A 12,985-nucleotide genomic window follows, 5' to 3' on the forward strand; every position below is an offset into this window, starting at 1 on the left:
GAGAGTAGAAACAATTTGATTATGGCCTCCTCACTTTCCATTGCTGATTTTCGTATTTCGTACTCCCTTTCGTATTTCGTAACTTTAAGTACACTTTTCGTATTTCGTACTCCCTTTCGTATCTTTCATCTTCCTAAAAAATTCTCTTCATGAAAAAAGCCGTACTCGCTTCCATCGTTGCCTTCGCTGCAGGAATATTATTTTTCACCTGGAATAATTTTCTCCATCAAAATAATTCTGAAAAATCTTCTGCAAATAAAATTTCTGTTCCCGCGAAAGAAAACGATGAAAAAGATAATGATGCGCTTGATGCTTTGCAATGGCTGAGCAAAACACGTGCCTATCCGAATGCGGATATTCCCAATGACGCGTATGTGAATGCGTGGAAAATGCAGAATTCGCGTTATGCAAATCCGAATACAACTACAGTTGGAACGTGGACAAGTATCGGTCCGAATAATGTGGGTGGAAGAACATTGTGTGTTGCGCTCGATCCGCTTGACACCAATACAGTTTGGCTTGGAAGTGCAAGCGGCGGTTTGTGGAAATCTACAGTGGGCGGACTCGGCGTGAATGCGTGGACGTATGTGAATACCGGATTTCCTGTTCTTGGTGTTGCAACTATTGCCATCAATCCTGCGAATCATCTCGAGATGTACATTGGCACAGGAGAAGCTTACAATTATGGAATGCCACTCAACGGACTTACCGATCGCACAACGCGCGGTTCTGTAGGAATGGGAATTTTAAAATCTACTGATGGTGGAGCAACGTGGTCTTATTCGCTGAACTGGACCTACCAGCAAATGCGCGGCGTGTGGGAAATTTCCATCAATCCTCTAAAACCATCTTCTGTCATTGCAGCGACTACAGAAGGAATTTACAAAAGCACAAACAGCGGAACTACGTGGACACAAGTTCAGAATGCAACAATGGCAATGGACATTGCGTGGTTTCCTTCCGATACAACAATTGTTTTGTGCGGAACAGGAAACATGAACAGCACGAATAAAGGTTTGTATCGTTCTACCGATGGAGGTTCTACATGGGCGCTCGCCGGTGGTGGATTTCCGAATGCAACTGCGCACGCGGGAAGAACGCAGATCGCATTCGATCCCAACAACAACAATGCAGCGCTCGTTCAGATGAGTGATATTTACAACACGATCGGATTTTACAAAACGACGGATAAAGGTGCAACGTGGTCAACAATCGGATCTCAGGATGTAACCGGTTACCAGGGATGGTACTGCGAAGGAATGGCGATCGAACAGGGAAATTCAAATAATATTCTTGCAGGCGGAGTGAACATGATGTTGTCGAATGACAATGCAGCTTCATTCAACCAGGTTTCAAATAATTTCTGGACCACAGATTATATGCATTCCGATGTACACGACATCGTGGTGAATCCGCAAAATGCGAATAGTATTTTCATTGCAACTGACGGCGGACTTTTCCGCTCGTGGGATTTCGGAGTTTCCTATACCGAGTGTACCGATGGTTATGTTACTTCACAACATTACATTGGTTCCTGTTCGCAAACGAATGCAAATTATCTTCTTTCCGGTTTGCAGGATAATTACACGCAGATGTACACCGGTTCTGTTTACTGGACTCCGGTTGTTGGTGGTGATGGATGTTACAATGCAATTGATCCGACTAATGACCAGATCGCTTATGGCGCTTCGCAATATCTGAATGTTGAACAAACTTTTGATCAGTGGTTCAGTTCAAACACGATCATCAGCACGCCATCAAGCGCCACCGGTGGAAATCCTGCAGCATTCCTTGCACCATACATTCTTGCCCCGAATAATAACAATCGCATTTACGCAGCCGGAACAGGATTACAGCGCAGCGATGACCAGGGATTTACTTTCAATACCGTGAGTGCCGATCCGATCGATGCAGGAAATTATATTCTGAGTATCGGATGTTCTTACACGCAGTCCGATTCAGTTTACATTGCTACCGCTCCTGATTTTGGTCCGATGCATTTTATGATCAGCATAAATGCAGGAGTAACTTTTACAGATCGCTCTACCGGTTTACCGGATCGTTATCCAAGAAGAATTACTGTTGATCCGCGAAATAGTAAAATTGTTTACGTTGTTTTCTCCGGATTCGGAACCGGACATATTTATAAAACAACAGATGCAGGAATAACGTGGGCCGATATGAGTTCTGTTTTGCCTGATGCTCCTTTCCATTGCCTGATGTGTGATCCGCAGTTCCCGGATATTATTTATGCAGGATGCGATGTGGGAATGTATGTGAGTACGAATGGAGGACAAACATGGATCACGCACAATACCGGCTTTCCCGATTACACCATGGTGTTCGATATTGTTCCGTCGAATTCCGATCGCGGATTGCTCGCGTTCACGCACGGGCACGGTGTGTACAAGCGCAGCATGAATGATATTTCCGGAATCAGCGATCCGTCTTCGGTGAACCTGTCTGTGAATATTTTCCCGAACCCCGCCAGCGATGTTGCCACTATTTCTTATGGTGAGTTGTATTCCAATACAACCATGAAGATCTATGACCTGGAAGGAAAACTCATGGAAGAACAGCAGTTGCAGAAGAACAGTTCGTACACGCACGTGGATGTGAGCGCATGGGTGAAGGGAGTTTATCTCGTGAATATCTCTTCAGGAAAGGCGACAGTGACGAAGAAGATGATAGTGACCAAGTAGACTTGCTTTTGTACGAACTGCGAAATTGACGTATTACGAACTACGTAATATTCGCGAATCCGTATTTCGCGTATTCGCCGATTTCGTAGTTCGTACAAAAGTTCACACTACCTCCCCATCATGCAGCCTGATCGTGCGATCGGTTTGCTCGGCGAGATTCATATCGTGCGTAACGACTAAGATGGTCTGGTTGTATTTTGTTTTTAATTCTTTGAAAATATCAAAAACAGTTTGCGCATTTTTTGAATCGAGATTTCCGGTCGGCTCGTCGCAGAAAATAATGTCCGGATCGTTGATGAGTGCGCGCGCGACCGCAACACGCTGCTGTTGTCCGCCCGAAAGTTTGTTTGCTCTTTTTTCCGCCTGGTCGGTGAGTCCGAGCATCTCCAGTTTTTCCATTGCGCGCTCTTTCACTTTTTCTTCCGGATATTTCGAGAGCTTCAATGCAGGCAACATCACATTTTCCAGAACAGTGAATTCGGGAAGCAGATAATGGAATTGAAAAACAAACCCGATCTTCTCATTGCGGATCTCTGCCAGTTGATTTTTATTTTTTTTGCTGAGATCTTCCCCGTCAAGATAGATCTGTCCTTCGTAATCGGTATCGAGCGTTGATAAAACATAAAGCAACGTTGACTTCCCGCTGCCCGAGGATCCAATAATGGAAACAAATTCTCCTTTCCGCACAGCAATAGAAACTTTCTTCAGCGCCTGGAAATCTACCGGGTCACGGAAAAATTTGTCGAGATCTTTTGTTTCTAAAATATTGGCCACGGATCAGCGCGAATTAATGCGGATTTTTTTCTAAGTTCTAAGTTATTGGGATTTGTTATTTACTTCTTATTATATCTATCGCATCTATCTTCGATGCTTTACGCGCAGGTATGTATCCTGCGAGCGCGGTTGCGAGTAATCCGAACGCGTAAGCGAAAATGAAAAATACCGGCGATTGGTTGAAGCGAAGATGTTCTATGGAAATAAATCCGCGCACATCAAGCTTCAGACTTCCCACGATCCTTTGTATGGTGAATCCGAGAAGAAGGCCGAGTGCACCGCCGAGAATTCCGATCACGAGCGATTCGGTAAGAAATATTTTACGAATGTCCCTGTCTTTAAAACCGGTTGCTTTGAGAATGGCGATGTCGGGCATTTTTTCATAAATGATCATCATAAGAATATTGAAGATTCCGAAACCGGAGACGATAAGAATAGAAGAGATGACGAGGTACGTGATCAGGTTCTGAATTTTGAAAATGCCAAAAATATTTTCATTCGCCGATTTCCAGTCCTGCGCTTTGTAACCGTACTTGTCGTGATATTTTTTTGCGATCACTTCTGCTTTGTTGATGTCTTTCAATTTAATATTGAGATCAGTGATGTAGGATCCGTCAACACCAAGAAGTTTCTGCGCATTGCGGATGTTGATGTAAGCTCTCGAATTATCCAGGTCGGTAATTCCTGACTTGTGAATTCCAACCACACGCATCTCCAGTGAAATTCCCTGCGGGGAAATGATGAGCATGTTGTCTCCATTCTTGGCGCCGAGTTTCATGGCCAGCCCTTCGCCGAGAATAATTCCATTGGGAGAAGTTTCAAGATCGAGAATATCTCCTTCCTTCATGTGTTTCTGCACATTGAAAATTGCATTCTCTTTTTCGATGTCAACTCCGGCAATGCGCCCGCTCGCCTGCGCAAGCCCGAGACGGAATAAGGCCTGCGTACCAATGAAAGGAGACACGCCACTCACTTCCGGATCTTTTTCAATGAGCTGCATGATCTGCCGCCCGTTCTTTACTTTCGGATCTTCATCTTTCGGTTTTTGATTGTGAACAAGAAACCATTTATGATCGCCGGGATGAAAAGTTTCCAGAATACTGGTACGCACTTTCTGCACATCATTATAAATTCTCACGTTCGCAGTAGTGTTCACCGTTTCTTCAATGAATGTGGACTGGAATCCCGACATGAGCCCCGCCTGGAAAATGAACATCGCAATTCCGAATGTAACACCGAGCATGGCCACAATGGTTTGCCTCTTCTTCGAGAGAAGATGAGTGAGCGCAATGCGGAATACGGGACTTTTGAGAATATTCATTCGGTAGATTGGTCGTTTTTTTGTTGGTGGCAGGTGGTCAGCAATAAGTGAATAGACCACCTGTTACCAACAAAACAACCACCAACTTTTTACTCTTTAATAATTTCATCCTGCTCGGTCAGTCCGCTTAAAATTTCCACGTACTGCAGATCGAATGCGCCGATAGTGACTTTTACATTTTCATCCTTGCCTTTTACTTTTACTGTCTTATCGGGCAAAAGATATTCGCGTGGAATAACAAGAATATTTTTCTTTTCAGCGATGATGATATTTGCTTCGATAGACATTGCAGAAAAGACTTTTACATCGGCAGGAATTTCAATCGTTGCAATTACTTTGGAAGTTTTATTTCCCAAACTGATGCGCGGATATTCTTCTTCCACCACACCTTTGAATTCGCGGTCCTTGTAAGCATCCACGGCATAAATGATCTGCTGGCCTTTTTCAACTCTTGCAATATCCGTTTCATCCACGCTCAGTTCTACTTCAAATGCATTGGCATCGCCCAATTCACAAACCGGGAGTTGCGGCCCCACGAGTTCTCCTTTTTTTGGAATGATGTCGTAAACTCTTCCGCTCACCGCTGCTGAAATAGTATAGTCGCTGTTGTTCGATGATTGTGCATCGTATTGAAGTTTTGCATTCTCCAATTCTGTTTTCAAACGATCGCGTGTGCCCGTGTAATTGCTCAGCGCGCGCTGGTACGTAGCGTGAGAATTTTCCATCAGCACTTTCGACTGATCGAATTGCAATTGAGAACTTGCATTCTGTTTCAGCAAAGCATACGTTCGCGCATAGTCGAGTGAATCAAGATCGTATTTTGCTTTTGTAGAAGTCACATCCTGTTTCAGCGCGAGAATAAGTGCACCATTGTCATCTGCATTTTTTTGAGCAAGCGCGAGTTGATTTTTCGCTGCATCCACGTTGATCGCACTCACTTCACTCCTGATAGTAAGCAAAGGTTGTCCCACTTTCACCGTATCGCCTATGTGCACATGAATTTCTTCCACGTATCCCGCGAGTTTTGCAAAAACTTTGTAATCATTGAGCGGATAAATTTTCCCGGAAGCATAAACCGCTTCAGTAAGATCCCGCCGTTCCGGGTGAGTCGTCGGATTCTTTGATCCGCAACTCAGCAGAAAAAAAACGAATGGGAAAAGGAAAAGTATTTTTTTCATACGTTATCAGTATTGATTCGTAATCCGTACATCCTATTTATTTTCCGATTAATCTTTTAAATTTTATTCCTGCTCTTTCGGCAAGAAGATACATTACCGGCAGCACAACCAAAGTTAAGATTGTTGCGAAACCGAGTCCATAGATCATTGTCCACGAAAGCGGCCCCCAGAATGCAACACTATCTCCGCCGAAAAAAATGTGTGGTTGAAAATCCGTGAACAGGGTTGCGAAATCAATATTGAATCCGACTGCAAGCGGGATCAATCCGAGAATGGTTGCTGTGGCAGTGAGTAACACCGGCGTCATTCTTGTTTTTCCTGCTTCAATGATCGCATCGCGCGTGTTCATTCCACGCTCTTTGAGAATGTCAGTGAATTCCACAATGAGAATTCCATTCCGAACTACGATGCCGGCAAGCGCCACAATTCCAACACCGGTCATTACGATGGAAACATTCATTCCGAAAATTGCGAGTCCGAGAAAAACACCGATAACGCTGAAAAGAATTTCACTGATAATGATGATCGTTTTTCCGACGGAGTTGAATTGCGTAACAAGAATTAGAATGATCAGCCCGATGGAAGTCAGCAGCGCGCCACCGAGAAAAGATGCCGTCTCCGCCTGTTCCTGCTGTTGCCCGCCCATGTCGATCGTCACACCCGGAGTTTTGTGTTTGTTCTTCCAGAGTTCCACCTGCGCTTTCACATTTTCCGCCACTTCATTCGGATTAAAATCGGCAAGCACATTCGACTCAAGCGTAATTATTTTTTTCTGCGCTTTGCGTTTGATGCCGCCGAAACTCGTGGTGTCTTTCACCGTTGCAAATGCAGAGAGCGGAACATTGCGTATCTGTCCGCCCATATTCATATCGCGATAAGTGATCTTGAGATTCTGTAATGCAGTTAAATTATTCCGCTGTTCCGGTTTGTAACGAACCATGATCGGGTACTCATCAGTCAGGTCGCGGAATTTTGAAACTTCTGTTCCGAAAACCCCGCCGCGTATTTCCATTCCTATTTGTCCCGTAGAAATTCCTTCGCGATTAGCACGCTCCCGGTTTATTTCAAAAACAATTTCAGGTTTGCTGGTTTGAAAATCACTTTTAAGATTCTCCACGCCGTTGATCGCTTCACTGTCGAGAAATTCTTTCAGATCTTTTGCAGCGGCTATCAATAATTCAGGACGATCGCCGGAGAGCTCTATGCTGATCGCTTTTCCAACCGGCGGGCCCGCCTGTTCCTGTTCAACAACGATCTGCGCTCCGGTAATAGGATGTTCATGAAAAGACCGTTGCATACGCTGCAGAATACTCCGCGTCGATTTTCCTTTCCGGTCGGAAAATTTTTTGAATGCAACTCCTACTTTCGCTTTGTGCGGCTGAATCGATTGATCATTCTGTGCAGGATCGCTTGCGCCGAAAGCAACGTTGGCAATCGTGGAAGTAACAATATCCGTATCGGCACCGAGAACATTTTTCACACGTTTTTCTACAATGCGCGTAATGGAATCTGTTTTCGCCTGATCTGTTCCCACCGGCATTTCGATATACGTGTAAATAAAATTCGGTTGTCCTATCGGGAAGAAATCAACTTTCGGTTGCCGGATGCCCAACAATACAAATGACAAAATAAAAAGTACGATCGTGGAAAAGAGAATTGTTTTCGGATGATCTATTGCCCACGTTAATTTTCTTCCGTACCAGTTACGCACACGCGGCCACACATTTTCCTGGAAACCAAAAATAAGACGACGCAATGCAAAATGATGAAGCAGCACGAGCAGCACCAGCACCACAGAAAAATTTGCAAGGCCTTTGGAATGTTGCGAATAAAAAATAACAATGAGCAATCCCATCACGATCATAAAACGTTTCATCCATCTGGGAATGGAATTATCTTTTGCAGATGCAGGTTCGTAATGACGCATGAAACGTACGGCGAAAACAGGATTGAAAATGTAAGCGACCACAAGCGATGCAAGCAAAGTAATAATGAGTGTGATCGGAAGGTAGATCATGAATTGCCCGATCATTCCATCCCAGAACGCCAGTGGAACAAACGGCGCGAGCGTGGTGAGTGTTCCCGAAAGCACGGGAAGAAAAACTTCTCCCGCAGCAAGCTTTGCCGATTTTATTATTCCCAGGTCGCGGTTCTGCAAAAATATCCGGTGCGTGTTTTCAATAACCACAATCGCATCATCCACCACAATTCCCAATGCAAGAAGGAAAGAAAAAAGTACGATCATGTTCATCGACCATCCGAGAGAATGCAGCACGATGAATGCAATGGCCATTGACAATGGAACGGACAATGCAACGAAAAAAGAATTCGTTGCGCCCATGAAGAACATGAGAACGATCACCACGAGAATGAAACCGATGATGATGGTGTTGATGAGATCGTGCAGTGTAACGCGCGTTTGATCCGACTGATCGCCGGTGATCGTAACCGTGATATCGTCCGGCAAAGATTTATCGGCGCGCATGTCTTTAATGATCTGGTGAATTCCGTCGGAAGCATTAATGAGATTTTCACCTGCGCGTTTAATCACATTCAGTGTGATCACATCTTTTCCGTCGAGGCGCGCATAACTGTCTTTCTCTTTGAAGCCATCGCGCACATCGGCCACATCTTTCAGATAAATTTTTGCACCCGCTTGCGAACCGACCACTATATTCTCCAGTTCGTCCACAGTTTTGAATTCACTTTTTATGGCGAGTGTATTTTTTATTCCATCTACAGTAACTGTTCCTCCCGACATGTTCAGGTTTTCCGATTGTATGGCGCGTTGAATATCCCCGAGTGTTAATGTTGCTGCCTGCATTTTAAACATGTCCACATCCACCTGGATCTCGCGCACGGGAGCGCCCACCATTTCCACGCGCGTGATCTCGTGCATGGATTCTATCCTGTCTTTTAAATCGTCGGCAAATTTTTTAATTCGTTTCAAATCATTGCCCGCAACGTTCACACCCATGATCGGGAATTCGGAAAAATTTATTTCCTGCGCATTCGGCCCGGCATCGAGTTTTGCAGGAAGATCGCGTTTCGCTTTATCGATCGCATCTTTTACTTTCTGCAATGCTACTTCTGTTTTCACATTCGTGTTGAACTCCACGATCACGTTACAGAAATCCTGGATGGAATTGCTCGTGATCTTTTTGACGCCCGAAAGAGATTTGAATTGTTTCTCGAGTGGTTTCGCCACAAGATTTTCCATATCGGTCGGCGAAGTGCCGAAATACATGGTGGTTACGTAAATGGTCGGAACTTTTACTTCCGGAAAACTTTCCTTCGGAAGTTTATTGTAATAGATCATTCCCGCAACGGAAAGAAAAATGCACAACAGGAAGATCGTCGTGCGATTATTGATCGACCAGCTTGTAGGTTTGAATTCTTTTATTTTTTCAAGCATAAATTTGGAATGAAAAAGAAAAATATTGTCAGGTTCAGTTCGACATCACGGCATCGCCGTTATTCAGGTCGGCATATCCGTCGGTGATGAGCTGATCGCCGTTTATGAGGCCGGAAGTGATGAGCGCCATTCCATTGTAATTTTTTTCATAGGTGACTTCGCGTTTTTCCGCCGTGAGTTTTCCGCCGTTATTTTTTGCAACGAAAACAAAATATTTTCCGTCTGATGTTTGCTGGATCGCGCTGAGTGGAGCCACAATAGAATTATCCTGGCTGTAATCATTGATCTTCATCACTGCGATCATATTCGGCAACACATCTTTTTCATTGGCAGGAACGGCAACTTCCACGTTGAATGTGCGATTCATTTTATTCACGACCTGTCCGGAATAAGTGACTGTTGCCTCAATTGTTTTATCCGCATCGGGAATAAAAATGCTCACTGCACTTCCGATCTTCACTTGCGCAATGTAAGCTTCAGCCACTTCTCCTTTCACGCGCAGCTTCGTTGTATTCACGATCACGATCCCTGAAAATCCTGCAGCCGCAATTTCTCCCGTGCGTATGTTCACCTGATCGACAGTTCCGGACATCGGCGCTTTAATTCTTGTCATGTCGATCTGCTCACTCATTGCCAATACTTGTTTGTCAAGTGCATCGTATTGTGTTTTTGACTGGAGAAATTGCATTTCGGTTCCTATTTTCTGATCCCATAAATTTTTCTGGCGATCGTAAACTTCTTTCGCCATGTCGCGTTGTGTTTTGAGTGCATTCATCTGCTGTATCATCGCATCGGCATCTATCTCTGCAAGGACTTCTCCTGCATTCACTTTATCGCCCGGCTGTACATTCACGCGCTTCACGAGCCCGGGCATCTGCGGGCTCACCGTCACGCTCTCTTCCGCATCCACGCGCCCCTGTATGTCTATGTTGTGGACGAAGCGCGTAGGCGCGATCGCAAGAATTTTCACCGGCTTTCCGTCATTCGCTTTCGACGTATCGAATTTCGCAAGTTGGAGTTCGATCTCGGCAATATCCTTCCGCAGTTTTTCGAATTCTTCTTTTTTCGATTTCAGATCGCTGCGGAGTTTTTCTTCTTCTTTTTGCCCGCCCCCGCAGGAAGAGAAGAAGATCCCCATTGTAAAAAGTAGTGTTGCAATTTTTTTCATAGAAAAATATTTTGAGCGATGTGGTTTGTTAGCAGTTATCTTAAAATTGACAGGCATCCGGGAAACTCAAAAAAGGAAATCCCAAATCCCGGGAACGACAAATAATAATTTTCGATTTTGTTTTTGGAATTTGTCATTTGGAATTTTTTGGAATGTTTGTTTAGTTTAGAGATAGCTTCTATTTAGTTAGCGTTCCCATTGATTTATCGTATTCCACTTTTGCAATGACGGCATCGTAAAGTGCATTGAAATAATTTGTTTGTGCTTCTTTCAGAGAAGTCTGTGCATTGATCACTTCAAGATCGGAGCCAACACCTTGGTCGAATTTTTTCTTTGTCACATCAAAAACTTCCTGCGCGAGATCCATATTTGATTTCTGCGAAGAAAGTGATGCGGACGAATTCTGCAGGTTCACTCTCGCAACCGCCTGTTGCATATCGATGATGCGTTCCATCTGCACCAAATCATTCTGCGATTTCATGATGCCTACTTTTGCTTGCGATATGCGATAGTAACGCTGCATGCCGGAAAAAATAGGAATGCTCACCTGCACGCCAACAATTCCTATCGGGTACCAGGGTTTTCCCGGTTCGAAAATATTGAACGAAGTGCGTTGTGCCTGCGCGGTTGCAGAACCGAACAATAGTACAGAAGGAAGATAGCCCATACGTTCGGCGCGCAGGGAAAGAACTTTTCCGCGCAGTGTCATATCCATCAACTGGTAATCAATACGATTGGAATAATTGAATTTTCCATTTTCAATTTTTGGTGCATCGAAAGTGATATCGGAAATATTCTGTGAAGGAATAAGATCAGCCGACTGGTCCATTCCCATCTGGTATTTGAGAAGAACGAGAGAAAGATCGAGCAATCGTTTCACATTATCAGCTTCGGTAGTAAGATTATTGAAAGTGACAGTAACGCGATCGAGATCTATTTTTTCAACGAATCCATTGTCAAAATATGCTTTGGTGTCGTCGCGGAGTTTTTTGATCCTGTCAAGATTTGCGTCAAGTAGTTTTTTCTTTTCCATATTTACCAGCACGGTGTAATACGCTTTGGTCACATCAGCACGAACGTCGATGGAAGTGCGGTCTGCATTTTTCGCAGCAAGATCCTGATACAATTTCGACGCCTGTAGTCCCACAATGTATGCCCCGTTGAATAAAAGTTGCGTTCCGGAAAAAGAAAGTGAAGCATTGTACTGCGTTCCGAATTTCACGGGAATGTAACTTCCGGGAGGCCCGCCGAAAAATTCTCCGGGAATAAGAGACGTAGGGATCTGAACATAATCCTGCGCCTGGAAAGAAGAATTGATCTGCGGCAATCCCATTCCTAAAACTTCTTTCACTTTATCTGCAGCGGCTTGTTCGTCGAGCAGAACATTCTGCATGGTGGTGCTGTGCTGCAAAGCATAATCTATGCACTGCTGCAGCGTGTAGTTGTAAGAAGCAGTGTCGGTTTGCTGTGCGTCGAGAGAAAGAGTCGCTGCGAAAATGGAGAGGAGCAGCAGTTTCGTTTTGATTGTTTTCATAATTGCAGTTTATGATTTTTCATCTTGCGACCCAATAGAGTCGTTTGAGGGCGAATTTTATTTTATGAATGAGAAGATATTTGTGGGGAACGAATTGCGAACGCCCGCTCCAGCGGGTGCGAAAATGCGAAGTGCGAACTTGCGTAAGCACGAAAGCCAAAATTCGAAATTCGAACTTTCACACTTGGCATTTTCGCAGTCAGTTCTGCTGACATTTCCGCATTCCGTTCCCTTATTCATCTTCCACTGTCTGTTTATATTTATTGATCAGTTTATGTCCTTTGAGCGTACACACGCCATAAAGAAAATGTTCCGTCATAGAGATCTGTGTATCGAGCAGTTTGAATTTGTCTGGTGGAAAGATCGTTGGATCGAACCCCATGTCTATTTCTTCTATGCGGAGTTTGGCGAGGATTTTCACGTTCACATCTGTTCTCACGAATCCTTGTTTCTTTCCGTTCTCCAGTGATTTCATGATCATGCCATAAACAAAATCATTTCTGAATTTGTGGAACAGGTTCCATGTTTTCGAATGGTATTTTCGCAGGTCGTAAAAAATATTCGGATTGATGCTGCCGAAGATCTCGTGCATCTTTTTCATGATCACAAAAATTTCCTCCACCACATTCGAAGTTTCCTTCGCGATCTTTTCAAAATCCTTGTGATCCTGCGCGAGCGCGCGTTCCATGAGCGTATGCACGACCTCGTCCTTGTCGCTGAAAAACTGGTAAATGGTTTTCTTCGAAATGGTCAGATGTTTCGCGATGTCGTCCATCGTGATCGTCTTTATTCCATAGCGGAAAAAAAGTTCGAAAGCCGCGTTGAGAATGCGCTCTTTCGGTTTCATTTCCTTTGTGCTGTGCATTTCCATTCCGAGCCGCAAAACTATGGAA

The 12,985-nt window shown here is 44.3% G+C and carries 8 protein-coding genes; 1 reads left to right on the forward strand and 7 read right to left on the reverse strand.

Features of this window, described 5'->3' with window-relative positions:
* Nucleotides 1-149: 149 nt before the first annotated feature.
* Complete coding sequence (locus tag HY064_06780; protein ID MBI3510350.1) at nt 150-2,702, forward strand: T9SS type A sorting domain-containing protein; 2,553 nt, start codon at nt 150-152, stop codon at nt 2,700-2,702.
* Nucleotides 2,703-2,804: 102 nt separating this feature from the next.
* On the opposite strand, the gene HY064_06785 is transcribed toward HY064_06780, so the two are convergent.
* The 7 genes from HY064_06785 to HY064_06815 form a co-directional block, all read right to left on the reverse strand.
* Nucleotides 2,805-3,476, reverse strand: a complete 672-nt coding sequence (locus HY064_06785; GenBank protein MBI3510351.1) for an ABC transporter ATP-binding protein — start codon at nt 3,474-3,476, stop codon at nt 2,805-2,807.
* A gap of 55 nt (nt 3,477-3,531) precedes the next feature.
* Nucleotides 3,532-4,797 carry an ABC transporter permease gene (locus tag HY064_06790; protein ID MBI3510352.1) on the reverse strand — a complete coding sequence of 422 codons (1,266 nt, stop codon included), beginning with the start codon at nt 4,795-4,797 and terminating at the stop codon, nt 3,532-3,534.
* Between the two features lie 89 nt (nt 4,798-4,886).
* A complete protein-coding gene (locus HY064_06795; protein ID MBI3510353.1) occupies nt 4,887-5,975 on the reverse strand; it encodes an efflux RND transporter periplasmic adaptor subunit in 1,089 nt (362 codons plus the stop codon).
* Between the two features lie 37 nt (nt 5,976-6,012).
* On the reverse strand, nt 6,013-9,390 hold the full coding sequence (locus tag HY064_06800; GenBank protein ID MBI3510354.1) for an efflux RND transporter permease subunit: 3,378 nt from the start codon (nt 9,388-9,390) through the stop codon (nt 6,013-6,015).
* A gap of 34 nt (nt 9,391-9,424) precedes the next feature.
* Nucleotides 9,425-10,558: an efflux RND transporter periplasmic adaptor subunit gene (locus HY064_06805; protein MBI3510355.1), complete on the reverse strand. Its 1,134-nt coding sequence runs from the start codon at nt 10,556-10,558 to the stop codon at nt 9,425-9,427.
* 178 nt (nt 10,559-10,736) lie between these two features.
* Complete coding sequence (locus tag HY064_06810) at nt 10,737-12,092, reverse strand: TolC family protein (protein ID MBI3510356.1); 1,356 nt, start codon at nt 12,090-12,092, stop codon at nt 10,737-10,739.
* A gap of 232 nt (nt 12,093-12,324) precedes the next feature.
* On the reverse strand, nt 12,325-12,957 hold the full coding sequence (locus HY064_06815; protein ID MBI3510357.1) for a TetR/AcrR family transcriptional regulator: 633 nt from the start codon (nt 12,955-12,957) through the stop codon (nt 12,325-12,327).
* Between the last annotated feature and the right edge of the window lie 28 nt (nt 12,958-12,985).

Source organism: Bacteroidota bacterium (assembly GCA_016194975.1).
Classification (GTDB): Bacteria; Bacteroidota; Bacteroidia; order Palsa-965; family Palsa-965.

Bases quoted from the DNA above. Each gene is read 5' to 3' on its own strand.
- HY064_06780 (MBI3510350.1), top strand. From the start codon at position 150: ATGAAAAAAGCCGTACTCGCTTCCATCGTTGCCTTCGCTGCAGGAATA.
- HY064_06790 (MBI3510352.1), bottom strand. From the start codon at position 4,797: ATGAATATTCTCAAAAGTCCCGTATTCCGCATTGCGCTCACTCATCTT.
- HY064_06795 (MBI3510353.1), bottom strand. From the start codon at position 5,975: ATGAAAAAAATACTTTTCCTTTTCCCATTCGTTTTTTTTCTGCTGAGT.
- HY064_06800 (MBI3510354.1), bottom strand. From the start codon at position 9,390: ATGCTTGAAAAAATAAAAGAATTCAAACCTACAAGCTGGTCGATCAAT.
- HY064_06805 (MBI3510355.1), bottom strand. From the start codon at position 10,558: ATGAAAAAAATTGCAACACTACTTTTTACAATGGGGATCTTCTTCTCT.
- HY064_06810 (MBI3510356.1), bottom strand. From the start codon at position 12,092: ATGAAAACAATCAAAACGAAACTGCTGCTCCTCTCCATTTTCGCAGCG.
- HY064_06815 (MBI3510357.1), bottom strand. From the start codon at position 12,957: ATGCACAGCACAAAGGAAATGAAACCGAAAGAGCGCATTCTCAACGCG.